Source organism: Streptomyces inhibens (genome assembly GCF_022221585.1).
GTDB classification, from domain to species: Bacteria; Actinomycetota; Actinomycetes; order Streptomycetales; family Streptomycetaceae; genus Streptomyces; species Streptomyces inhibens.
In genome coordinates this window covers 510,688-533,014 of record NZ_CP084681.1, presented here as the reverse complement: position 1 = coordinate 533,014, position 22,327 = coordinate 510,688, and the positions used below count along the sequence as shown (strand labels likewise).

Here is a 22,327-nt window from a genome sequence, read left to right as displayed (position 1 = left end):
GCCGTTGTCCTCTCTCCTGGTTACTCGAGGAACACATCAGGATGAGAGCGGCTGGTTGCACCGGCCAGGAGTACACGGCACGGCCGGTGCGTGATGCTGGACACCAACCGGACGTCCGAACGCACACGGCGGCGCGTGGTGTGGGGAATCGGTCAGCGGCTGGAGAGATCGCTGCGAGCACGCCGGTCAAGCGAGCGAAGAAGTAGCTCAGCCCGGATCAGCACGGCGATCACGCCGATCGTGCCGACGAGCATGACCAACCAGCCGATCGACTGCCAGACGGATTCGTGGCGCAGCACGTACGGCGTGAACACCGCCATGACGACGGCGAGCACACCAAGTGCGGCCAGCCAGAAGAACCTCATCACATCCTCCAAAGGGGCGGGCACTGGCGGGGCTCAGGCAGCGGAGTGTGCTCCGCGACCTGCGATCTCTCCGAAGCACGGCACGGCGAGGGCCGTGGTGATCCCGATGACGGCGGACATGGAGAAGGTGGCGTTGCCCAGGACTGCTGCAGTCAGCTGCAGGCCAGCGAGGACCAGGCCCGTACCCCACATGACCGCCCGAGGCAGAACAGGAGACCGGCCCAGGCCCCGGGCCATGACCAGCGGCACAGCGGACAGCAACGCCACCAGCGCGAAGACGACGGAGACGACGAAGGCCACGGGATCGGCCCACGACCGGTAGTGGGCAAAGGTGTAGGTCATCGATCCCATGTAGACGAAGGCACACAGGAGGGCGGCGGCAGCGCCGATCGTCACCAGGAACTCCTCGTCATCCCCAGGATCCAGCGTTGTGCTGAGGTGGGACGCCAGGGCCTTCTTGTCGCTCTTGTCGCTGTCGGAAGGTGTGTTACTCAATGCGATTCCTCTCCCTGGGCCGCTCCGGCACGTCCGCATCATGGCCCCAGAATCCGGCGGCGATGGCGACTTCACCGGTATCGACCTGAAGGGGATGCTGGTGGCCGAAGGCGTATCGCTCGATCGTGTAGGGCCTGATAGCTGCCCACTGCGACGAGCCACCCACGACAGCTACTGCGGTGTCCGGAGCACACGGGCAGTACGTGGGCTGATCACCAGCTACTTACCGGTGCCCCGCGCTCGCGGAGCGGCCGGCGGTACGAGAAAAGCCGGCGCCCAATCCGCCGAGGCGGGTGGCAAAGGAGCCGGCACCGAAAACAACACTCCAAGGGGGAGGCGCAATGCTCAAGCGCGCACGCTGCGAATCGTCGAGGAAGCGTTGAAAAGCGGGGACGGCACGCTGCGGCTGATCGCCTTCATGGGAGCGGCCACCTGTGCCGCACTCACCCTCGGTGGTGGCGCCTGGCTCGCGGGTCTGCTGTAGCGGTGCTGTGGCGCGATCCAGATTTTTCGGAGTTCGGCGGTCTGCGGATGTCGAGAACGTGCCACCGGCTCCGTCCCAGGGACATCAGCGGCCACCACCGGCCGCACGAGGAAGAAGGAGAAACCAGCATGGCGATTCAGCGGATGGACAACGTCGGCATCGTCGTGGAGGACATGGATGCCGCCGTCGCGTTCTTCGTGGAGCTCGGCATGGAGCTGGAGGGCAGGGCGGAGGTCGAGGGCCTCGTCGCCGACCAGTGCACCGGACTCGACGGCGTCCGCTGTGACATCGCGATGGTCCGGACCCCGGACGGTCACAGCCGGCTCGAGCTGGCGAAGTACCGTAGCCCCGCGGTGATCAGCGCCGGGCCGCGCAACCGGCCGTACAACATTCTGGGCACGCATCGCGTCATGTTCGCCGTCGACGACATCGAGGACACCGTTGCCCGCCTGCGCCCTCACGGCGCCGAACTCGTCGGCGAGTTCGCCCGGTTCGAGGACAGCTATCTGCTCTGCTACATCCGCGGCCCGGAGGGCATCATCGTCGGACTGGCCGAGCAACTGCGCTGAGAAGGGCAGCCGAACGAGATCATCGAGGTTCTGAACCGCCCGATCGGCCAGGAGCTGCTGGCCCGTGACGTGACCCGCCTGGCATACGTCGCCAAGGACGGAACCCCGCGCAACGTACCGATCGCCTTCACCTGGAACGGGTCCGGCGATGGAGTGCGCCGAACTTCACGCACCTGCGGGCGTCCCGCTGGCCAGCGCGGGGAATGCCGCTTCCACACCTCGCGGATGTGTCGGCTGACCAGGGTGCGCAGCACAGGCCACTGCGAGACGCTTCCGGCTCGGGAGCGGTCAACCTCGGGTGGCGCCCTGCGGCCAGACCACCTGCACGGGGGTGCCGGTGCGCTCGGCGTAGGCGACGACGTCGGCGGTGCCCCCGTGGCTCCGCGCGGGCTTCCCGTCCCACACGGCCAGCAGCTGGTCGACCAGGCCGACCAGGATTTCGCTGCCTGCCATGTGCGCGGCGGAGTCCGACGTCGTCAGCCCAGTCTCGTGGACGTCGACCGCCTGCCGGAGCAGCGCGTCGTAGGTCGGGTGGTGCCAGGAGGGCAGGCCCGAGCGGTACTCCCGCGCGGGGACGACGACCTCCAGGCGGCCGCCGTGCTTCAGCACCGCCTCGGCGAACCAGCTGTCCGGGCCGTCCGCGATGCACGAGACGACCAGCTCGGCCGGCTCCCACTCGCGCACCGCATCGTCGAGGAGGCCGCGGACCTGCCGCTCTACGTCCTGGTCCAGCCCACGGTGGCCGGTGATTCCCACACGCATCGAATCGCCCTTTCTGTTCACAGGCAGACGCCGTGGAGGCGCTCGTCCAGGTCCCGCACGACCCGGGGCGGGGCGCCGGAGGTCAGCGACCGCCGTACTGCGCGTACCCGCTCGACGATCCGCCCGGAGCGGTACTGCAGACCGGTCTCCAGCGCCCGTCCGGCCAGCGCGAACGCCGCCTCGATCTGCCCACCGGCGAGGTGACCGGCCGCGATGTCGAGAACCAGAAGGGCGCGCTGCTTGGCGTGGCCGGTGGCCAGCGCCTCGGTGCCGTCCCCCAGCACCCACTCCGGCAGGCCCAGGCGCGCGCCGCAGGTCACCCGGCAGGCCGCCGCCTTCACCGGATCGAACCGGAAGACCCAGGGCCACGGCGGTACTTCCGCCGGCAGCGTCTCGGCCGCCGTCCGGGACGCGGTCAGTGCCCGGTCGGCGCTGCGCCGGTCGCCGCCCGCCGCGTGCGCGAGGGCCTCGACCGAGGACAGCCACGCATCGGCGACCGAGGGCCGCTGTGCGCCGAGGGAGCGCCGGGCCCGCCGGGTGAGATTGAGGGCCTCGGTGGCGTTCCCGTTGTCCGCCTCGAACTGGGCGAGGGTGCCGAGCTGATAGGCGGCCAGCAGCGGGTCACCCGCCGAGCCGGCGGCCTTGATGGCGGAGCCGTACCAGGAGCGGGCGGAACCGTCGTCGCCCCTGTCCCAGGCCAGCCATCCGGCCAGACTCGCCGCCTCACTGCCGACGGCCGCCAGCCGCCGCCGCTCGGCGTCGTCCGTCGCGTTGCGGGTGATGGACTGGATCAGCCGCAGGTGGGACTCCACGGTGTCGGACAGGTCCCGTGACGGTGTCGTGCCGTCGAGCCGGCGGTAGGCGGTGGTGCTCAGGCGCAGGGCGGCGGCCTGGCCGGTGGTGGTGTCCGCGGGGTCGGGGAGTGCGTCGAGTACGGGGGTCGCGGCCACCGCGGCCGCCCCACCCAGAAATTGTCGTCGGTCCACGTCGGAGGAGTCCGATCCGTTCACCGGCCCCCGGCGTCGTCCGCGTCCGTCTACGAGTCCCACCAGGGCCGGCGGGAATCCCAGATGTGCAGACGCCGCTGCCAGGATGTCCGTGCTGTAGGCCCCGGCGCCGCGCTTCTCCAGATGGGAGACGGCGGACTGGGACAGGCCGCACGCCTGGCCTAACTGACTCTGGGTCATGCGCTGTTCCTCGCGTGCGAGCGCGATCACCCTGCCGTAGTCCCCGGCCCGGGACGCGTCCCGGATCGGTCCTGTCTGCCAGTTCATGACCACGGCACACCCCCACGCTACGAGCCCCACCACCAGCACCCGGCATCCATATGCGCCGTGCGCATATCCGTATGCGGATACCGGGTAACCGATGGTCCCACGCCTGTAGCTGGTCGTTGACTGTCTGTCAGTGCACCGACGCCCCTCGGGCGCCGGCCCATCCCCGTATCGAGGCGATGACGATGACGATGGCGACAGACCACCAGCGAGCCGACCACGCCGCGGCCACGCCCTTCCGCATCGGCGAACGCGTAACCGGCATGACCTACGTCCCCCGGGAAAACCGGCCTTTCGAGCAGCCGCGCCCGTTCGAGGGCGACGTCGTCCAGGTTGGCAGCGGCTACGCCGGCGTGGACGCCGACGATGCCTATGTCTGGGCCCGGCTGGACGACGGAACCGAGTGCCAGGCCCTCATCGTCGACACCAAGCCGAGCACCACCGAGACGCCGGAGGCCGGCCGGTGAGCGCGGACGTCGGCGATGAGGTGGAATACGCAGCTGACCGGCGGGCGGTGGTGACCGACATCCGCGCCGGCATCTACTACCTGCGGTGCCCGGGCCGGGCCGAGTGGCCGGTGGAGGACCCGGACACGCTGACCGTGACGCGGACGCGCGCCGAACGCATCAAGGCCGACGGGCCGTGCCACGGACTGTTCTGGTGAGCGGCGCGCACGCCAGCCCGCGGCAGGACTCCATCGGCGTAGCGGTGTGGCGGCCCATCATGCTGCTCGCCACCCTCGGAGTGGGTGCCCCGGCCGCGGTCGTCAGCGGCGCGGTGGACGCCCACAGCGCCCCGTCCCGCGCCACCGTGCCGGACACCGCGGCGCAGGCCGCCGCAGTCGGGCACACAGCCCCAACCCGCCCCTGCCGATGTGGGACAAGCACCTGCCGCTAGACCGCCCGCCCCGTGGCGGGCCAGGCCCACCGCCCGGTACAGGCCAGGCAAGACTGGCCGGGTGGAGGGCTACCGGCCCGGGACGTATACGCCCCCGTCGTGGACGTCCCGGGCCGACGCTCTTTCAGGGCCTCACGATCGCGTCGAGCGCAGGCGGCCGAGGAAGAGGGCGAACACCGTGCATGGGCGGCCGGCTCAGTACCTTCAGGAGCCGACCCCGCAGCGCGACGGCCGCAGCGGCGCCGCACCCGCCCAGCCACCCGGCAGCTCCTCGTCCAACAGCCGGCGCGTCCTGGAGTGGGCGGACCTCTACGCGGTCCAGGCCAGCATTGGCGCACCTGGTGAACATCGCGCAGAACGCCCACGACGGCTGCTGTTGTCACGCCTCACGCCCACGGCATCAGCCGCGGTCCGCTCGGTCTGGACGACAACATGGTGCTTGGTCCGCGGACGAGGTGCTCGCCGAGCTGCGCCGGCGTTGGGTCATGGACGCCCGCGTGCTGGCCCACGCCCTCGCTCACCGTACGGACGGCGGTTCCGCAACGGAGCCCCGGAGGGAGAAACCTGATGGATACCGCTCACTGGCACTTCGTGAAGAAGCGCACCGCCGATCCGGCCGGCGGGGCGGTGTACGTCAGCGATGACGGCACCCTCTACCGGCGTACCGGCGGGGAGGCCCTCGCCGCGGAGGCCGCCTATCAGCGGCAGCTCGCCGAGCTCGGATACCCGGTCCCGCGTGTCCTGGACGACGGCACCACCGCCGACGGCCGCGTCTTCGTTGTCGAAGAGTCGCTGGGTGAGCGGTCGCTGCACGACATGGCTCTGGAGGGCTTGGACGGTACGCGGATGCTGTCCGACACGGTGGTCGATCTGGCCGCCGAGGTCGGTAGCCGACTGCTGTGGGCCCAGGCCGCGCACGCGGTGACTGCTGACCTGCAGGCGCTGCAATCGTGGGTGCGGGAGGCCGGGTGGACGGACAACGTCTTCGCCGAGAACCCCGACCTCGACACCCTCCGGGTCCGGGCGGCCCTGGGCCGGGCGGTGGCCCAGCTCGCCGGCGTGCCGATGGTGCGCGGGCATCTCGACTACGGTCTGCCCAACGTCCTGCCGGTCGGCGTGATCGACTGGCAGCACCACGGCCTGGTGCCGGTCGGCTACGACGTCGCCCTGGCCCTGGAGATCGTCCCGTTCATGGGCGGCACCAAGGGCTACCTGGCCACCTCCGAGCAGCGGCGCCGGTACCTGGAGGAGCTCAGCGAGGTGGCCCGCGCCACCACCGGGCAAGCCCTCAGTCAGCATCTGGGCCCTTACCTTCTGGTCAAGGCGCTGTTCTTCCTCGCGCTGATGAAGCCCACCGACCCCGCGCGCACCGACAAGCACCTCAAATGGCACTATCGCCGGCACCAATTCGTGGAGGTGCTGGAGCAGTATGAGTGCACCGGAGCAGTCGATACCGCCCGCCTCCCAACCCGTGACGTCTTCGCCGCTCGGCACGGCGCTGGCCATCCGTGATCGCCGTTCCTGCTCGACCGCGTTGGCGGGTCGAAGAAGGAGGTGCCCGGCGGCGGCAGCATCGGCCGGACGCAGAACCGGCCGCCGAGCTCATCCAGTCTTACCTACGGCTCACCACTGGAGGCGCCAGGGCCCCCGATCGCGTCACCTCGGCTCCGCGAAGATGCCTGGCCTACCAGGAGCCCGTCGTTGCGGTCTCATGTGCGTGGGAGGCGGAGATGGATGGCGAAGACGCCGAGGGCTTCCTTCTCGGGCGGGTAGATGTCGCGGCAGGTGGCTAGCAACTGGTCGCGGGTCATGCCGGGTTCGCCGATGGCGGTGTTGTCCTCCGCGGTGAGCATCTCCTCGAAGGACGTGTACTCGCTGAGGTCGGTGATGCGGGTGAGGAGGGAGTGATCGCCGGAGCTGAACCGCAGGCTGTCGCCTGCGGCCATTTTGCGGATCTTGGCGTAGCCGACGCGGATCTCGATGGTCTTGGACCCGGTGGCGATCAGGTCGAAGTAGGGCTTGCGGATGTTGAGTGTGTGCTCGGCCGGTGGTGGCGGGGTGGTCATCGCGCTCTCCTCACCTCCGGGGCGGGGGTGCGTGCAGGGCCGGGCGGGCGGCGCTCGCCGTGGTGAGCCGTTCGCGCCACGGCGGCCTGGCGGGGATAGCAGCGGGTGAGGAACGAGGTGAGGTCGCCGGCTCGGCCCAGGACGGAGCCGACGACGCGCGGAGTCCAGGCCCTTGCGGGCCGCGTTGCGGGCCTTTGCCGGTCGTTGTTCGTACAGGTTGATGGAGGCGGCGGCGTCCATCGCCCTGGTCCTTCGCCGCCCTCGGGTTTCAGCGGGACAGCTGCAGGTGCCAGCCGGCCGGGCCCTGGCCGTCGTCTGCGGGGACGAGGGTTGGGGTGTAGGTCTCGGGGGCCGGGCGGCCGGCGTTCTCCCAGGACGTGAGCCACTCTCGCAGGGCGGAAAGCGATGGGGAGTTGGGGCTGTCGGCGAGGATCGTGCCGTCCTGCTGGATGACGGCGGCCGTCTTGGTTGTGGAGTGGCCGATGGCCCACAGGTCCGGTCGGAGCCCGGCCATCGCGAGCTGGGGGTTGCCGAGGGCGGCGGCGAAGGTGCGCCAGCTGGGCCAGTCGACGTCTCCACCCTCGTACGGCTCGGTGTGTTCGGCGTTCAGGAGCCTGTCCAGGGCGGTGCGGGCGCCGGTGTGCAGCCGGTCGTCCTGTGCCCGCCAGGCGAGGGAGATCCAGGAGGGGTCGGGGACGCGGTTCTCCCAGTCCACCCAGCGGCCGGGAAGATCGAGGTCGCCCTTGGGGGAGGCGGTTGCCTCGATGTAGCCGCCGGTGAACACCGCCTTTACCACGGGCTCGCCGACGCGGACGCGGACCTTGGCGACCACCGTCATGTTGGGCACGTCCGCGATCGGTAGCGGCGCGACGATCAGCCCGTCGTCGGCGACCTGATCCGTCCAGGCCTTCGGCAGCAGCGGCGGGGTGCACCAGGCCACCACCCGGTCGTACGGGGCCCGCTCGAGGAAGCCGGCCGTGCCGTCGGCGGTGTAGCAGCGGACGTTGTCCAGGCCCCGCTCGTGATGGATGAGGCTGGCCCAGCGCGTCAGGTAGGCGTCGATGTCGAGGCTGGTCACCTCGCCGGTGGGGCCCACCAGCCGGGCGATCAGCTCGGTGGAGTAGCCGGAGCCCGTGCCGTACTCGGCGACCCGCATGTGCTGCCGCAGGTCCAGGGTGGCCAGTTCGCGGTGGATGACGACCGGGTTCGAGCGGTGCGGCGTCGGGCCGCGGCCTTCGTGGTGGGTGTAGTAGCGCTCGGGGACCTGCTCGGCGGCCAGGGCAACGGCGTTCACGGCTCACTCCTTCGAGGGTTGGGTACGCGTATGCGACAACTGCTCCGGGCGGGTGAAGGACACGGCGCCCGGGACCTTCGGACAGGTCAGATCGTCAGGGCAGTGTGGTGGTGCCATCCGGCCTCGGTGTACTCGCCCACCGGGCCGTCTTCGGGCAGTTCGGCCCAGGCGTGGTACTCAGTCGGCGGCGGGGAGAACCGCACGCCCAGGCACCAGTGCAGACGGCCGCCCAGCAGGGCGGCCGCCAGGACCGCGCCGAGCGAGGTTTCCATGCAGGCGGCACGTCCCGGCCACAGCCGGGCGGTGTGCCGTACCGCCTCGACCAACGCCTCCGCCCGCGCGACGGTCAGCGGGCGGCATCCGGCCCGCCAGGCGAAACGGACCGCGCGGGTGGTGTGGCGGAAGGGCAGCCGCAGCAGCACGAGGGCCAGGGCGAGGCCGGCTGCCGCCGCGCAGCGTTCGAGGAAGGTGCCGGTGCGGACGGTGGCGTACGCCTCCATGCTTGTCATCGCCACCACCTGCACCAACTGCGACCGCGACGCGCAGGTTCCGTGGCCGCGAGGCCCTGCGCGGTGAGCGCGGCGGCGACGGTACGGACGTCGGCGGCGGCCTGCTCGAAGCTGATGCCGTAGCGGGTGGCGTACTGCCCGGCGGCCTCTTCTTCGGTGGCGCCCGCCAGCAGGAGCATCACAGCGGCGGACGCGGTCGGGGTCAGATGCGTCCAGCGTCCGGTGCGCTCGTCCAGGAGGGCGCCGCCCTCGTCGGTGAGGACCGGATGGGTGCTCTCACGCAGTCGCCACACGGGAGTCCACCTCCCACCAGGCCGGGGCCGTTTCCAGCTGCCGCAGCCAGACTTCGGCGGCGACCGCGAGGTGCAGGGCGCCCTGGGCGGTGGGCTGTCCGGCAGCGGCCCGCTGGAGCATCGTGTCCACCGGTGCCTCGGTGATCAGGCCGGCGGCCGCCAGCCGAGAGGACGGGCCGAGCAAATCCCGCAGTACGGAGGCGTGTTCGCGCAGGCCCGCATACGCGAGAGCGTTGAAGCCGCCCTTCGTCGACCGGGCCAGGGCGAAGGGCGGCAGTACGCCGGCAGGGGCGAAGGCCTCGCCCAGCAGGGGCTTGTAGCGGCCCGGGGTGCCGCGCTGGTCGGCGGGCACGGCCAGGCAGGCGCGGATGACCTCGTTGTCCAGGAACGGGGCGGCGACCTCGATGCCGTACCCGGTGAGCGCGATCTCACGCCACCCGGTGGTGTCCGCCCCGACCCGTGCGAGGTCTTGGCGGCTGGCCCATGCCGCCAGCCGGGCGGGGCCATCGGCCAGTTCGGCGGCGACGTCGAGAGCGCTGGCGAGCCGGTCACGTAGGTCGAGGCTCATCCAGTCGGCGGTGGCCAGCAGCGGCGCCCAGGACACCGGCCGTTCTGCCTGGGGCACCCACGGGCGCGGAGGGCGCCGCAGTTCGGCAGCTGTCGTGCGCAAGGCTCCGGCCAGATCCGTGCGGGCTGCCGGTCGGGCCCGCCGCAGCAGGGACAGGGCGGAGGTGTGCCGGAGCCGGGCGTGGGCCTGTGCGTGCTGCCAGGCACGGTGGTGCTGTCGCTCGCGCAGAAGATCGGCCAGGTAGGACGAGGGCGCGGACAGTACCGCGTCCCCGGCCGCCCCTGTCAGGTGCACGCCTGCGGTGTGGCGTCCGGCGACGGGATCCAGGACGGCCCGCTTGATGGAGGCGGTCACCACGTAGGCGTTCGGGGCGTCGGTGACCGGCAGCGCCGAGAGGTCCTCAAGGCCGGCGTAGTAGACGGTCTCCGGGCTCCCGGGCACTGTGTGGTGAGCGAGGTTGGGCACCGCGGCCGCGGTGCGGACCGCATACGCCAGGTCGTCATCCCGTAGGCGTGCGTCGGCGAACGTCACCGCGGCAACCGCGCCACGCTGTGCGGCCAGGCAAGCCAGCGTGGTGGAGTCCAGCCCCGCCAGATCCGCGCTGACAGGCCGGCCGTCACATCGAAAGCCGACGGCTTCGGATAATGCGGCGCGCACCGTCGGCGCGGCATCGCGCAGGTCCACCGGCCCGTACTCGGCCGGCTCGTACCGGAGGGCGCCCGCGCCCTCCGGGCCGATCAGCAGCAGGTGCCCAGTCGGCACCCGGCTCACCGAGCGGAACAGGCTCCACTGCCCCAGGACGTCCGGCTGGGCCAGGGCGAGGTGAGCGGCCAGCGCGGTCGGATCGGCAGGAGCCCCGTCCAGCGCCGCCAGAGCGGCGGCGGAGGTCGACCACCAGGTTCCAGCGCCGTCAGCCGCCAGTACACCGGGTGCTGACCGGCCAGGTCACCGATCACTGCCAGCACCTCGCCGCTGCGGGCGATCGTCAGGTAGGAGCCGGGCCAGCGGGTCAGCGTCCGCCATCCTTTCGCCCGCACCACCGGCAGCGCCCGCTCCAACTGGGCGTTGTCGGCGCCGCATTCGCCGACCACCGCAAGCGCAACGTGGCCCTCGCCCACGGCGCGGACCCGGGCCCCCGGCCACCCGACCGTCCATGTTCTGTCCAGGCCGGGCATCGCCCGGCCCCCGGCAGGCAGCCGGTCGTGCCCGGTGCCGCCGTACCATCCCGCGCTCCACCTCATCGGTGCCTCTTCCCTTCTCCGTTGTGCGTCGAAAGGCGAAGGCGCCGGGCCGCCCCTTCCCGTGCCCCAGCACGAGAACGAACAGGCCCGGCGCCTTCTGGCGCCGGGGCCGACCGTGGCGCTCATCTCCTGCCGGCCCCGGCAGTCCGCGGACTCAGGCGTTCTTGTACTGGGTGTCGTCGGCGGTGTCGAAGTTGTTGGTGCCCAGCGTCACCGCGACGACGTCGCCGGCGTCCAGCACCACGGGCGCCTGATAGACGGGGGTGATGGTGTGCTCCATGGGATGCGTCCCTTCACTCGCTGCCCGGCCTCTGTCCGGACGGGCTATGACGATGAGTCAACGCCCGGACGCGTAGCGTGGACAGCTGCCACAATGTCTGCCAGCTGTAGGCCAGTTGTGAACCAGGACCGACGATCGGCCGGACATGACCCTCGGGGAGCGCATCCGCGCGGCACGTGAAGCACGGCGTCCCAGATGCAGCCAGGAGAAGCTCGCTGACGAGCTTTCGGTGGCGCGCTGGGGAAAGCCAGGATTTCTCGACCGGCAGCAGGTCTACCGGTGGGAGACCGGACGGCGAGGGCCCAAGGAGTGGCTGCCCTTCATCGAACAGGTTCTGCACCTTGATCTGTCCGGGGACCATGAAGCCCAGTTCGCCGATACCGTGACGTCAGTCATGCGCTTGGGAGGCAGCGACGTGGACCGACGGCAGTTCCTCACCGCATCCGCCGCCGTCGGCCTGGCCGCACTCGACCTACCTGACGCCGAGGCCGTGACCCGCCACTCGAACCGGCCAGGCCCCGTCGCGGTCGGAAGGGGCGAGGTGGCGGCGGTCCGCACCATGACCACCACCCTCGGAGACGCCGCCTCCGAGCTCGGCGGCGGCCACGCCCGCCACCTGGCGGTGCGCTACCTGACCGTCGACGTCAAACGCTGGCTGGACGGCCGCTACACCGACACGGTCGGGCGCGAGCTGTTCGCCGCCACCAGCGAGCTGGTCCACCTGATCGGCTGGATGGCCCGGGATGAGGGCAACCAGGGGCTGAGCCAGAAGTACAACCTGCACAGCTTCCGCCTCGCCGCCGAGGCCGGCGAGAACGAACTCGCTGCCACCGCCCTGCGTGGCCTCGCCGACCAGGCCATCGACCTCGGCCACATCCCCACCGCCGTCCGGCTCGCCGAGGCCTGCGAGCAGCGCGGCCGCAAACTGAACAACCCCAAAGCACTGGCCTACTACCGCAACACCTACGCCCGCGCGGCCGCCGCCGACGGCGACCGCACCACCGCCGCCAAGCTGTTGACCTTCGCACAGACCGCGATCGAGAACGCCCCGGCCATGCCCGGCCAGTCGTGGGCCAGCCACTACAGCCACGGCCGGTGGGCGCACGAGTCCGGCATGATCCACGCCACGATGGGCGACCTCGCCGCGGCGGAGGAACACCTGCACCTGGCCCTCGACATCCACGGCCTCGACCGCAAGAGAACCCGGGCGATCGTGCTCGCCGACCTCGGCCACGTCCAGCTCAAGCGCGGCAACACCGCCCAGGCCCTGGCCACCTGGAACGACTTCCTCGACTGCGCGGACGGCGTACAGTCCGTCCGCATCAACGACGGCCTGAGCAATATCGCCGCCCGCCTGCCCAACATCCCCCACAGCGCCGCAACCCAAGAACTCAGCCAGCGCCTCGCCTCCCGCTCGTGAAGCACTGGGGCGGGGGTCCTGGACCCGGCCGAGCGAGGCCCGGATGCGGCCAGCGCCCCGGCCTTCGCCGGGGCGCCCCCGTCGCTGCCTGCACGAGACGCTAGAACTCGCGGGGGGCAAGATCTTCGATGTCCTGGACCAACCACTGCCATTCCTGCTGGTCGATGACCCATTTGGCCATGATCAGCCGGTTCAGGTCGGCGTTCTTCCGCTGAGCCTCGTCCAGGGTCTGCAGGAAGGAGATGTAGAACCCGGCCGGCAGCGGGTCGCGCTTATCGAACGATGTCGACCATTCAACGAGGGGAACCAGGTCCCGGGTGTCGGACCTGATGGCGTACACACTGGTCTTGCTGCCTCTGACGCCGGTGATCACATCGGCCAGGATCGCCTCCTGCTTGCTCGTGTCAGCGGGCTGGGTGAGAACCCAGATGCTCGCCATAGTCCCCTCCTGGAGATCGGCTGTCCTCGTTCATGATTGCGGACCGCGCGGACACTCGGATGGGATCGGCCTCAACTGTCCGGGACGAGACAGTGGTGCGCACCCTTGGAGGAACTGGTCGGGGAGGATCGGGCGGCGGCCGGCGGGGGCGAGCATGAAGGCCCTGGCTGGGATGCGGGGCTGGTAGCCCCTGGTCGCCCTCGAAGCCCAGGCATGCGGACTGCCCGTGCTCTACCAGCCCGTCCCCGGCCTGCGTGATGCTCTCGGCGCCACCGCAGTGGCCACCGACTTCACCCAGCCCGCCGCGGTGGCCCGGCACCTTGAGCGGCTGCGAACCACCACCGCCCTGCTGCCCGCCCTGCGGGAGGCCAGCTATGCCAATGCCGCCCGCTACCCGCTCTCAGCCACCGCCCGAGCCCTGCACACCCTCGGCCGCCGGCTCACGCACTGAGCCCGCGCCGCACCAACAACCAACCCGCCCGCGTCACTACGCTGAATCGGCGGGACAGCCACAGCGAACAGGGAGACCATGATCGACCGCATCGAAGCGCTCCTGGCCGAAGGCGTCCGCGACAAGGTCTATCCCGGCGCCGTCTGGGCCGTGGGCGACAGCGCCGGTGTCCAAGCAAGCGGCACCACCGGCGTCTTGGACCCGGACGAGCCCGAGACACCGATGCGGCCAGACACCGTCTTCGACGCCGCAAGCCTCACCAAGATCCTCGCTGTCTGGTCCTCCATCGGAGCCCTCTGGGAGGACAGCGTCCTCGACCTCGACCAGCCGCTGGGCAGCTTCTGGCCCGAAGTGGAAAACCGCCCGCTCGGGCAGGTCACCGCACGGCAGTTGCTGACCCACACCGCTGGCGTCCCACTGCGGGCTCAGCTGAAGAGCCTCTACGGCACCCGCGAGGACGACATCCGCCGCGGCGTCCTGCACGAAGGACTGCACCGGCCACCCGGCGAGGCCGTCGAGTACACCGACCGGGCCGCCCTCATCCTCGGCTTCCTCGCCGAATACCTCGCCGGCCAGCCCCTTGACCAGGTGGCCGATGCCCGGACCTGGCGGCCACTGGGCATGGACTCCACCCGCTTCGGCCCGCTGCCCGCCCCGATCGCCGCGCGCTGTGCCCCCACCGAACTCGACCCGGAGACCGACACCCATCTCAAGGGCACAGCCCACGACTTCTCCGCCCGCCTCCTGGGCGGCGTGTGCGGTATCGCCGGCGCCTTCACCGTCCTCGACGACCTGACTGGCTTCCTGCGGTACATGCTGGATGCCTCCACAGCCCCGACCGAAGCCGGTTTCGGGCCCGAGTGGACCTCCTACTCCCTGACCGTGCAGACCAACGGCCTGGAGCCCGCACGCGGCCTGTTCTGGCACCCCGCACCCGGGACGAGCGATGAACAGGACGTATGGGTGCACTACGGCTTCACCGGCACCGGCATGTGGATCTCACCCGCCACCGACCGCTGGGCGGTACTGCTGACCAACAAGCTCTACTACACCCGCGACCGCCAGCCCCTGACGGACGTCCGCAACACCTTCCGCGAACTGGCCTTCGCCTGAACCGATGTGATCGGTGGCGCCCCGGCCTTCGCCGGGGCGCCCTCGTCGCTGTCCTGCACGAGACGCTTCGCAGGCTTGGTCAGCGGCTGACGGCGGTCAGGTGGGCGATGCGGGCGCGGTAGGTGGCGATCTCGTCGTCGGTGAGCACCAGGTGTCCGGGGCCGGGCTGGTCGGACGGCAGCGAGGTGCCCTCGGTCAGCGCCTCGGCCATCGAGCCGGGCAGGTCCGCATCATGATCGGCCGGGCACCAGAAGGCGAGGGCCTGTGCGCTTCCTGCTGCGGCCGCGACGACCCGCACACAGGATGTTCCGGCTGCGATACCCCCGGAGATCTCCTGACGGGTGGCCTGTGCCCTCGCTGCACCCTCACGGAGCGCGTCGAAGACTGTCTCAGCACTGGGCATGGGTCCGTGCCCTCCCAACTCGCCCCCCTGGCCGAAGCGCTGACGCCCAACCCCTACACCGTGCTTGACTGGCTCAGTACAAGCCGATCCGCCGCCCTGCTGGCCGAGCTGGCAGAGCTGGCAGAGCATCGTTCCGACCTCACCCACGACGTACTCGACGCCCTACCTCAGACCAGGGTCACGCGCCACGTCCGCGCGGTCCTGGTCACCACCGGAGTGCTGCCCCCGCGCCAGGAGCGGCTGGCCCAGATGAACCTCTGGCTGGACAAGGCACTGGGCCACGCGCCGCCACCCCATCGACAGGTCGTTCGGCCCTTCGCGGAGTGGGGATTGCTCCGCCACGCACGCCGCAGTGCCGCCCACGACCGGTACTCCGGCAGCGCGGCACGACGTGACCGCAGCCAAGTCCAGGCCGCCCTCGATTTCCTCAGCTGGCTCGATGACGAGGGCCTCGACCTGTCGTCCTTGGCCCAAGAACACCTCGACCGCTGGCTCGCAACCCGTCCCGCCAGGTACGACACCCTGCATGCGTTCATCCGCTGGGCCACAGCACGGCACCTGACCGGCCCGCTCACCCTCCCGTCCCGGCCACGCAGCAGCGCTTCACACTTCCTGACAGAGACCGCATATGAGCAGCAGCTTCGCCGCTGCCTCAACGACGAAACACTGCAACGGGAGCTGCGCATCGCGGGAGCCCTGATCTGCCTCTACGCACTTCCCGTCAGCCGCATCATCGAACTGACCACCAGCCGATTCCACCGCGAGGGACAGGGCACCGCCTACCTGACCTTCGAACGCCACCCCGTCCTGCTGCCACCCAAGCTCGCGCGCCTCATCGAAGACCAGATCATCCACCGCAGCACCACCAACAGCCTCAACCACGAACTCGGCGCCTCAGACCGCTATCTGCTGCCCGGAACGGTTCCCGGAAGCCCCATCGATGGCGGGACACTCGCGAAGCTCCTTGGAGAAAAGGGACTGCCGGTCCGTGCCGCACGCAACACCGCCATGATCGAAGCGGTGACCAGCCTTCCCCCGATCGTCGTGGCCGACCTGCTCGGCCTCCACCCCGCCACCGTCGGCAGATGGTCCGACCAGGCCAACGACAGCTGGGCCTCCTATCTCGCAGCCCGCCCCAAGGCGTAGCGAGTTGCCCGCACGGGCCGCCGGCGCCGGCCATCGAGCACCATCTGGCCACCGCAGGGCTCCCCAACTTGGACTTGCTCATCCGCACGTCCGGCGAGCCCCGCCTGTCCGGCTTCCTGCTCTGGCAGGCTGAGCTCCGCGCCGAAGGACACGACATCAAGGGCGAAGACGTCGCCCGGCCCTCCCCGCTCAAGGACCGGCACATCAACTTCCTGGGCCGCTACCTGCTCAACATCAAGGCCAGCGGCCCCGGCCAGGGCCTGCGCCCGCTACGCGACCCGGCCGCCCCCGAGCTCGACGATGACGACGACGGCGGGGACGAGTAGGACAGCCCGGAAGCCAGATCGGCCCGGTGCTGTCCCACGGGGGAGGGCAGCACCGGGGCCGACAATGGGAGACTCTGTCGGGAATCTTTCTGTGGTTCGTTCCGGCATGGTCGAGGCAAGGCCGCGCATGCTGCCGGCCGAGTCGTGGTCCACCTGTTGCTCTCGTCTCAGCAGGCCATTGACGCTGGCGATCGTCGATATGTCTCCTCGGCGCCGACCAGGGCGACGGGGCCGCCGCCCTTCCGGCGAGCCGGTCATGGGCTCGTCCGGCCCTGACTTGGCACGCTGGCCGTGGCCGCGGTGGGGCAGGCTGGTACGCTCCGGGACGCGTTCGGTCGGCCGTTGCGGCCAGGCATGGCTATCGGCGGACGCCGTTCGCGGTTGCCGGTTCGTTGAGCGTCAAAGGTGGGCCGATGTCCTGGCCGGTTGTCACAGTGGTTGATGCGTGCGTGCGGCGCGACGGCCGGGGCGGTAGCCCCACGGCCGTCACCGACGACGACCCGGCGGCGACGGACGCGGACCGGCGTGCGGTCGCTGCTGCGGCCAGCACCTCGCACGCGGCGTTCCTAGGCCCAGGGCGGACGCCGGACGGTGGCTGGCCGGTCCGGTTCTTCACCGCCACCGCCGAACTGTCCGGCTGCGGCCACGGCACCGTTGCCGCGCAGGCCGTTCGGTTGACCCGCACCGCGCTGGGCGAGCTGAACGACCGCCAACACACCGGCGGGCGCACGTTCGACACCGTCGCGATCCGCCGTCCCGCCGGCATCGAGGTGTGGTTCGACCAGGGCCTCGTCGCGCTGCGTCACCCGGCACCGGACGAGCGCGCCGCGATCGTCGCCGCGCTCGGGCTCACCGCGGACGATCCGCATCCGACCGACGCGCCACGGATCGCCGCGCCCGGCGCACCACGCATGCTGGTACCGGTCCACGACCGGTCGGCGCTGCTCCGAGTCCGCCCACACCTCGGCAGGCTGACAGCGGCGTGCCAGCGGTACGGGCTCCTCGGCTGCTTCGTGTACGTACCGCCGGTGGGCGACCGACCGGGTGCGGCGCGGATGTTCGCGCCGGCGATCGGTGTCGACGAGGACGTCGCCAACGCCAACAGCACCGGCTGCCTGGCCGCCCACCTGCTCGACACGACAGGGGCGCAGACGGTCGCGATCGAGGTGGAGCAGGGCGACACCCTCGGTCGACCGGCCAGCGTGCTCGCTTCGGCCCGACGCGGGCCGGCGGGCATCACGACCCGGGTCGGCGGGTTAGCGGTGGTCCGCGACGGACACTGAGGCGACGACTAGGTGGGGAATGGAGCCCGCATCGCCGGCGGCCGGATCCGGGGCACGGAAGGTGCGACGGTACGCCGACGGGGCGACTCCGGCCTCCGCCGCGAGGTGCCGCCGCAGCGAGGTGGCGGTGGCGAATCCGACCTCGTGGGCGACGCGTTCCACCGGCAGATCGCTGGACTCCAGCAGGTGCCGTGCCCGCCGCAGCCGCTGCGAGGTCAGCCAGCGGCCGGGGCTCAGACCGGTCTCCTCCTTGAAGCGCCGGGCGAAGGTACGGGTGCTCATCGCCGCGTGCGCGGCCAATTCGTCCAGCGACAGCGGCAGTTCAAGCCGCTGCAATGCCCAGTCGCGGGTCGGCCCGGTGCCGGTTGCGCCCGTCGGCGGCAGTGGCCGCTCGATGTACTGTGCCTGCCCGCCGTCCCGGTACGGCGGCATGACGCAGAAGCGGGCGACCTGGTTGGCGACCTCGGTGCCGTGGTCCTGGCGCAGCAGGTGCAGGCAGACGTCGAAGCCGCTGGCCGCCCCCGCTGAGGTCAACACGTCACCGTGGTCGACGAAAAGAACGCCGGCGTCGAGCTCGACCCGGGGGAACAGTTCCCGGAAGCGGTCGCTGAGCGCCCAGTGGGTGGTGGCCCGACGCCCATCGAGGAGACCGGTGCCGGCCAGCAGGAAGGCACCGCTGCAGATCGACACCAGACGGGTGCCGGGCCGGACCCTGGAAAGCGCGTCCAGGGCCTTCGAGTCCGTGGCGGCGGCCGGGGCCTGGGTGATGGCGTACCCAGGGATGATCACGGTGTCCGCCTCGGCCAGCACCTCAGGGCCGTGCCCGGGGGTGACGGTCAGGTCCGAGACGGTGCGCACGGGCTTCCCGTCCACGCCCGCGGTCACCACCTCGTAGCGGCCACCGGCGGAGCCCAGGACGTGTTGAGGTATGCCGAGTTCGAAGGGGTAGATCCCGTCGACTACGAGGACGACCACCTTGTGGGCGGCGGGCCGCGGTTCTGGGCGCATCGCGCGATCCGGTTCGGCGGTGCGACCGGCTAGGTCGCGGGCGCCGGGAGTACCGGGGGCGGCATGGTGGACGGGCATGGCGAGAATGTATCGGAGGCTGACCTTTCTGCCATGGCCGAGGCCGGCTCGAACGGCAAGGATCGAGGCATGACCTCGACGGAGGCATTTGAGAACCTCGCCCCGGGCCGTCGTCGGGATCGAGCAATCTGAGTGTCAATTCGAAGTCGGACGTGTCCGGCCGAGCACAGGAGGTTTCCATGGCCAAGGGCTACTGGGTCAGTGTCTACCCCGCCATTTCCGACCCTGAGGGGCTGACTGACTACAACGAGCTGGCGGGTCTGGCTGTCCGGGCTGGGGGCGGGCGCGTCCTGTCCAATTTCGGTCGAGTCGTCGCCCACGAGGCCGGAATCACCGAACGCGTCGTTCTGATCGAGTTCGACGGCTTTGAACAGGCGGTCGCGGCATACGAGAGCGAGGCATACCAGAAGGCGCTGGTGGCCCTCCCCGACGGCTTCGAGCGCGACTTCCGCATCGTCGAAGGCATCGACTGACCGGCGGGCCCAGCCATCGCTGGGCATCCGTCACCTGATACGCCCACGGTGCTCAACGACGACTCACGAGACGAGGTCCGGGCCGGCTGGACTGTCTCGCTGACCTTGTCGACGAAACTCACGCTCGCCCGAAGCGAACCGCGAACCGCTTCTCACACGACAGAACGGTCCAGCGAACACACGGCTTCGATGACCAGGGGCGCATCCTGCATCCATCTGGGCTGTAACCGCCCGAAGGCGTCCGGGCCATCACCGCAGAGCGGGCTGACCCGACCGGCTCGCGACCGTGTGGCACAGGTTGAAGATCAAGGCGAGGCGCAGCGGGTCAGCGACCGCGGATGACACAGGCGCAGCCTGGGAAAGCCCAGGTCAGTCCAGGGCCCCGTCGTCCTCGTCCAGCTCGGGCGCATCCGGGTCGCGCAGCGGGCGCAGGTCCCGGCAGGGGCTGCTGGCCTTGTCGACCGCCTGGGCCTCCAGCTGGCGCACCACCGCCGTCAGCAGCGCGGTGCGCCGCGGTTGCGGCGCCCGCTCGATCGTCTGCGCCTTGCTCAACTGCCCGTAGCGGGCCAGCGCCGAGACCCCGGGCAGCAGCCCCCGGTTCTTGCGCAGCCACGTCACCGCGTGGTTGAACAGCGCCACCGGCCCCTCGGCGTGCGTCCACGCCCGCCCGTACAGGAAGCTCCGGAACTCCCGGCCCCACTTCCGGTCGGTAAAGTCCCGGTACTTGAACCGCTCCTGGATCTCATCCGCGTGCTCGTACACCGTCGACCTGCGCTCGGGGTACCGCTTCACGCACGAGGAGTCCTCGATGCCGAGCTGCCCGGCGAGGTGCTCCACGACCTCCCACGGCACCGCGAGCGGATCCTCGCCCAGGAACCGGCCGATGTATCGGACCGTGCAGATCTGCACCGCCATACCCAGACGGTGCGCATCCGTACGACGCCGCGCGATCAGATCGCGGTCGCCATCGTCGAGGAAGAAGAACCGCTCCAGCTCCGGACGCGTGGGCACCGCGGTGAACGTCCCGTACGCCTCGGCCTGCTCGTCAGTCAGAATCTCCACCGGCACGAGCCGGACCGTAGCCAGCGGCGACGAGCAACCGGCGGCTTTCCGTGAACCCCAGCAGCAGCCGCATCCGGTGTGCTAGGGCCTGTGTGATGTCGTGATCAATCTTGCGATCCGGATCCGCCCGGAAGGCGGATCCGGTAGGAAGACGGTCGTGACGCGTAGCCACAGCCGAGCTGCCACGCCATCGCGACGGCCGAGTGTGGGGTGGTCAACCGGCGCCGTAGGGGAGCGGCCAACAGTAGCCCAACTCGACTAATCCCTGGCCAGCTTGAGCAAGCCACCTCCACGAAACTCTGGTGCTCCAGCCGTAGATAGCGATCGTGCTGGGTGATGGCCGGTGCGGAGATCGATGCCGGGTGGATGGGTGAGTTCGCCGCTTGGTATCGGACTCGCCGACGGTGGTGGTTCCCCTGTCAGTCTTGCTGTGGTGGTTCCTCGATGGGGAACAGGATCGGGCTCAGCAGATGAAGGCGGCGGTCCGGTGCGGGGGTGTTGTCGATCCTGGAAGCGATGACGCTGCGCACCTCGCGGATGAGATCAGCGAGTTCCTCTTGGTTGAGCCAGAGCGGGATCTGGCGGTAGCCCACTGAGTCGGCGGTCGGGTCTGCGTGATCCCGATCGAGGTAGGCGTTGAACTCGGCGTGCAGGGCGGCCATGGCTGCTGTGAACCCGTGGCGGTGGTCTTCGAGTGACATCGACGCGGCTGCGTCGGCGTCGATTGTCGCCCGCTCGCGGCGCAGGTGGTAGTGGCGTTCGACGGCGCCGTGCACCCGCTGTTCGCCGACGACTTCCAGTAGCCCTGCCTCGGCCAGCAGCCCGACATGCCGGTACAGGGTCGTCTTGGGGATGTCGGGCAGGCTCGCGCACAGGTCGGAGGTGGTGCGCGTGCGCCCGCCGGAGAAGGCGTGCACGATGCGCACCCGCACTGGGTGCAGGAGCAGGTCAAGCGTGTCCACCAGGCCACGATCCCACATCTGGTACTGTTCCCAAAATTGGGAATGCAGCCGATGTGAGGAGTCAGCGATGCAGGACCGACCGTCCGGGAGGCGCTCCGGTGCGACGACGACCGAGGAAGTGCCACCCCTGGGGGAGTACTACGAGGTGGAAGGCCGGCGGTTGTTCCTGCACCGCCTGGGCAGCGGGAGCCCGTCGGTGGTGTTCCTGCCCGGTGGCGGCACGGCCGGTCTGGACTACTGGAACGTCCAGGCGCGGGCCGCCGAGCTCACCACGAGCGTGGTCTACGACCGGGCCGGAACAGGGTGGAGTGATCAGGTCGAGCTGCCGCGCAGCTTGGCCGAGGTGACCGACGAGCTACGCCGGCTGCTGCGGATTGCCGATGTTCCCGCCCCCTACCTGATGGTCGGCCACTCCCTCGGCGGCCTGTATGCGCGCCACTACGCGCAGCGATTCCCGGAGGAGGTGTCCGGCCTGCTCCTGCTGGACCCCGCACACGAGGACTACAACGCCTACATGCCCAAGGAACTGGTCGAGCAGTGGGAGTCATGGGACCCTGACCAGTCGCTTCCGGACGAGTTGCCCGACGAACTTGTGCAGCTCTACCGTGGCCTGCTCGCGCAGGAGATGGCCGACTGGCCGGAGGAGATCCGCGCGCCGCTCATCGAGCGCCACGTCAGTCCGCAATGGCTGCGTACCGGTTTCCAGGAGGCGAAGAACGTCGATCAGCTCTATGACGAGCTACGGCATGCGGGCCCGCTTCCCGATGTGCAGCTCATCGTCCTCGCCGCTATGGACATCGATGCCTTCAAGAAGGCGGTGTCGGTGGGCGAGTCCGAATCCCTCCTGCACGAGGAGATCGATGGCAAAGCGCGGCTCTATGCGGCGTTTGCCGGATCAGCCCCACGTGGCGAATGCCGTCTCATCGACGGCGCCGGACACGTCACCCTCCACTGGCGTCGCCCCGACGCCGTGCTGCAAGCGATCCAGGACCTGCTGGACAGGTGACGACCGAAAGGCCGGTGCCACGTCAGGCGAGGTGGATGGTAGCCATCTCGCCTGACAGAC

Annotated in this window: 27 protein-coding genes and 3 pseudogenes; 14 read left to right on the top strand and 16 right to left on the bottom strand. The window is 70.3% G+C overall.

All coding sequences use genetic code 11. From position 1 onward, the window contains the following. Positions 1-152: 152 nt before the first annotated feature. Complete coding sequence (locus KI385_RS02585) at positions 153-365, bottom strand: hypothetical protein (protein WP_238570608.1); 213 nt, start codon at positions 363-365, stop codon at positions 153-155. Positions 366-398: 33 nt separating this feature from the next. Beyond that, positions 399-860, bottom strand: a complete 462-nt coding sequence (locus tag KI385_RS02580; RefSeq protein ID WP_238570607.1) for a hypothetical protein — start codon at positions 858-860, stop codon at positions 399-401. 40 nt (positions 861-900) lie between these two features. Between KI385_RS02580 and KI385_RS02575 the strand changes: the two genes are divergently transcribed. Together KI385_RS02575 and KI385_RS02570 are read left to right on the top strand one after the other, a co-directional pair. Then, complete coding sequence (locus tag KI385_RS02575) at positions 901-1,344, top strand: hypothetical protein (RefSeq protein WP_238570606.1); 444 nt, start codon at positions 901-903, stop codon at positions 1,342-1,344. 128 nt (positions 1,345-1,472) lie between these two features. Beyond that, complete coding sequence (locus KI385_RS02570; protein WP_238570605.1) at positions 1,473-1,913, top strand: VOC family protein; 441 nt, start codon at positions 1,473-1,475, stop codon at positions 1,911-1,913. 288 nt (positions 1,914-2,201) lie between these two features. Here the strand turns inward: KI385_RS02570 and KI385_RS02565 are convergent, their stop codons facing one another. Both KI385_RS02565 and KI385_RS02560 read right to left on the bottom strand, forming a co-directional pair. Continuing rightward, positions 2,202-2,675 (bottom strand): hypothetical protein, encoded by a 474-nt coding sequence (locus KI385_RS02565; RefSeq protein ID WP_238570604.1) that lies wholly within the window; start codon positions 2,673-2,675, stop codon positions 2,202-2,204. A 17-nt stretch (positions 2,676-2,692) separates the two neighbouring features. Next, the gene (locus KI385_RS02560; protein WP_238570603.1) at positions 2,693-3,949 is read right to left on the bottom strand and encodes a helix-turn-helix domain-containing protein; all 1,257 of its coding nucleotides are present in this window, start codon (positions 3,947-3,949) and stop codon (positions 2,693-2,695) included. A gap of 185 nt (positions 3,950-4,134) precedes the next feature. Here KI385_RS02560 and KI385_RS02555 point away from each other — a divergent pair, with 185 nt between their 5' ends. The 4 genes from KI385_RS02555 (at position 4,135) to KI385_RS02540 (ending at position 6,358) form a co-directional block, all read left to right on the top strand. After that, positions 4,135-4,416 (top strand): hypothetical protein, encoded by a 282-nt coding sequence (locus tag KI385_RS02555; protein ID WP_238570602.1) that lies wholly within the window; start codon positions 4,135-4,137, stop codon positions 4,414-4,416. Next, positions 4,413-4,613 carry a hypothetical protein gene (locus KI385_RS02550; protein ID WP_238570601.1) on the top strand — a complete coding sequence of 67 codons (201 nt, stop codon included), beginning with the start codon at positions 4,413-4,415 and terminating at the stop codon, positions 4,611-4,613. The genes KI385_RS02555 and KI385_RS02550 overlap by 4 nt, the downstream gene beginning before the upstream one ends. Beyond that, positions 4,610-4,846 carry a hypothetical protein gene (locus KI385_RS02545; RefSeq protein ID WP_238570600.1) on the top strand — a complete coding sequence of 79 codons (237 nt, stop codon included), beginning with the start codon at positions 4,610-4,612 and terminating at the stop codon, positions 4,844-4,846. The genes KI385_RS02550 and KI385_RS02545 overlap by 4 nt, the downstream gene beginning before the upstream one ends. 567 nt (positions 4,847-5,413) lie before the next feature. Then, positions 5,414-6,358 carry a phosphotransferase gene (locus tag KI385_RS02540; RefSeq protein WP_238570599.1) on the top strand — a complete coding sequence of 315 codons (945 nt, stop codon included), beginning with the start codon at positions 5,414-5,416 and terminating at the stop codon, positions 6,356-6,358. 197 nt (positions 6,359-6,555) lie between these two features. Here the strand turns inward: KI385_RS02540 and KI385_RS02535 are convergent, their stop codons facing one another. From KI385_RS02535 to KI385_RS02505, 7 genes are all read right to left on the bottom strand, one after another. Then, positions 6,556-6,912: an ASCH domain-containing protein gene (locus KI385_RS02535; RefSeq protein ID WP_238570598.1), complete on the bottom strand. Its 357-nt coding sequence runs from the start codon at positions 6,910-6,912 to the stop codon at positions 6,556-6,558. A gap of 268 nt (positions 6,913-7,180) precedes the next feature. Further along, entirely contained in the window at positions 7,181-8,206 is a 1,026-nt protein-coding gene (locus tag KI385_RS02530; RefSeq protein ID WP_238570597.1) for a protein-L-isoaspartate O-methyltransferase family protein, read from the bottom strand. An 86-nt stretch (positions 8,207-8,292) separates the two neighbouring features. Then, on the bottom strand, positions 8,293-8,715 hold the full coding sequence (locus KI385_RS02525) for a lasso peptide biosynthesis B2 protein (RefSeq protein ID WP_238570596.1): 423 nt from the start codon (positions 8,713-8,715) through the stop codon (positions 8,293-8,295). Beyond that, the gene (locus KI385_RS02520) at positions 8,712-9,008 is read right to left on the bottom strand and encodes a PqqD family peptide modification chaperone (protein ID WP_238570595.1); all 297 of its coding nucleotides are present in this window, start codon (positions 9,006-9,008) and stop codon (positions 8,712-8,714) included. The genes KI385_RS02525 and KI385_RS02520 overlap by 4 nt, the downstream gene beginning before the upstream one ends. Continuing rightward, positions 8,992-10,338, bottom strand: a complete 1,347-nt coding sequence (locus KI385_RS02515) for an asparagine synthase-related protein (RefSeq protein WP_238570594.1) — start codon at positions 10,336-10,338, stop codon at positions 8,992-8,994. Before KI385_RS02515 ends, KI385_RS02520 begins: the two co-directional genes overlap by 17 nt. 5 nt (positions 10,339-10,343) lie before the next feature. Then, positions 10,344-10,817, bottom strand: coding sequence for a hypothetical protein (locus KI385_RS02510; RefSeq protein ID WP_238570593.1), 474 nt, complete (start codon positions 10,815-10,817; stop codon positions 10,344-10,346). Between the two features lie 154 nt (positions 10,818-10,971). Then, positions 10,972-11,097: a lasso RiPP family leader peptide-containing protein gene (locus KI385_RS02505; RefSeq protein WP_238570592.1), complete on the bottom strand. Its 126-nt coding sequence runs from the start codon at positions 11,095-11,097 to the stop codon at positions 10,972-10,974. A gap of 145 nt (positions 11,098-11,242) precedes the next feature. On the opposite strand from KI385_RS02505, the gene KI385_RS02500 reads away from it, so the two are divergent. After that, positions 11,243-12,517 (top strand): NsdA family TPR-like regulatory protein, encoded by a 1,275-nt coding sequence (locus tag KI385_RS02500; RefSeq protein ID WP_425356852.1) that lies wholly within the window; start codon positions 11,243-11,245, stop codon positions 12,515-12,517. Positions 12,518-12,617: 100 nt separating this feature from the next. Here KI385_RS02500 and KI385_RS02495 read toward each other — a convergent pair whose 3' ends face one another. Next, positions 12,618-12,956, bottom strand: coding sequence for a hypothetical protein (locus tag KI385_RS02495; RefSeq protein ID WP_238570591.1), 339 nt, complete (start codon positions 12,954-12,956; stop codon positions 12,618-12,620). A gap of 190 nt (positions 12,957-13,146) precedes the next feature. Between KI385_RS02495 and KI385_RS02490 the strand changes: the two are divergent. After that, positions 13,147-13,407, top strand: a pseudogene (locus KI385_RS02490) (glycosyltransferase); the annotation flags it as partial. Between the two features lie 78 nt (positions 13,408-13,485). Continuing rightward, positions 13,486-14,520 (top strand): serine hydrolase domain-containing protein, encoded by a 1,035-nt coding sequence (locus KI385_RS02485; RefSeq protein ID WP_238570590.1) that lies wholly within the window; start codon positions 13,486-13,488, stop codon positions 14,518-14,520. 79 nt (positions 14,521-14,599) lie between these two features. Here KI385_RS02485 and KI385_RS02480 read toward each other — a convergent pair whose 3' ends face one another. After that, on the bottom strand, positions 14,600-14,923 hold the full coding sequence (locus tag KI385_RS02480) for a hypothetical protein (protein ID WP_238570589.1): 324 nt from the start codon (positions 14,921-14,923) through the stop codon (positions 14,600-14,602). 6 nt (positions 14,924-14,929) lie between these two features. Here KI385_RS02480 and KI385_RS02475 point away from each other — a divergent pair, with 6 nt between their 5' ends. The 3 genes and pseudogenes from KI385_RS02475 (at position 14,930) to KI385_RS02465 (ending at position 17,678) form a co-directional block, all read left to right on the top strand. Then, positions 14,930-16,069, top strand: coding sequence for a hypothetical protein (locus KI385_RS02475; RefSeq protein ID WP_238570588.1), 1,140 nt, complete (start codon positions 14,930-14,932; stop codon positions 16,067-16,069). Positions 16,070-16,101: 32 nt separating this feature from the next. Further along, positions 16,102-16,200: pseudogene (locus KI385_RS02470) on the top strand (undecaprenyl diphosphate synthase family protein); the annotation flags it as partial. 608 nt (positions 16,201-16,808) lie between these two features. After that, positions 16,809-17,678 carry a PhzF family phenazine biosynthesis protein gene (locus KI385_RS02465; RefSeq protein WP_238570587.1) on the top strand — a complete coding sequence of 290 codons (870 nt, stop codon included), beginning with the start codon at positions 16,809-16,811 and terminating at the stop codon, positions 17,676-17,678. Here the strand turns inward: KI385_RS02465 and KI385_RS02460 are convergent. Further along, on the bottom strand, positions 17,652-18,764 hold the full coding sequence (locus KI385_RS02460; protein ID WP_425356851.1) for a GlxA family transcriptional regulator: 1,113 nt from the start codon (positions 18,762-18,764) through the stop codon (positions 17,652-17,654). The genes KI385_RS02465 and KI385_RS02460 overlap by 27 nt on opposite strands. A gap of 179 nt (positions 18,765-18,943) precedes the next feature. Here KI385_RS02460 and KI385_RS02455 point away from each other — a divergent pair, with 179 nt between their 5' ends. Further along, entirely contained in the window at positions 18,944-19,237 is a 294-nt protein-coding gene (locus KI385_RS02455) for a DUF1330 domain-containing protein (RefSeq protein ID WP_012891307.1), read from the top strand. Positions 19,238-19,768: 531 nt separating this feature from the next. Here the strand turns inward: KI385_RS02455 and KI385_RS02450 are convergent. Both KI385_RS02450 and KI385_RS02445 read right to left on the bottom strand, forming a co-directional pair. Then, positions 19,769-20,305: pseudogene (locus tag KI385_RS02450) on the bottom strand (DUF4158 domain-containing protein); the annotation flags it as partial. 413 nt (positions 20,306-20,718) lie between these two features. Then, positions 20,719-21,279: a helix-turn-helix domain-containing protein gene (locus KI385_RS02445; protein ID WP_342593420.1), complete on the bottom strand. Its 561-nt coding sequence runs from the start codon at positions 21,277-21,279 to the stop codon at positions 20,719-20,721. Positions 21,280-21,328: 49 nt separating this feature from the next. Here KI385_RS02445 and KI385_RS02440 point away from each other — a divergent pair, with 49 nt between their 5' ends. Beyond that, a complete protein-coding gene (locus KI385_RS02440; RefSeq protein ID WP_238570585.1) occupies positions 21,329-22,267 on the top strand; it encodes an alpha/beta fold hydrolase in 939 nt (312 codons plus the stop codon). Positions 22,268-22,327: the final 60 nt, after the last annotated feature.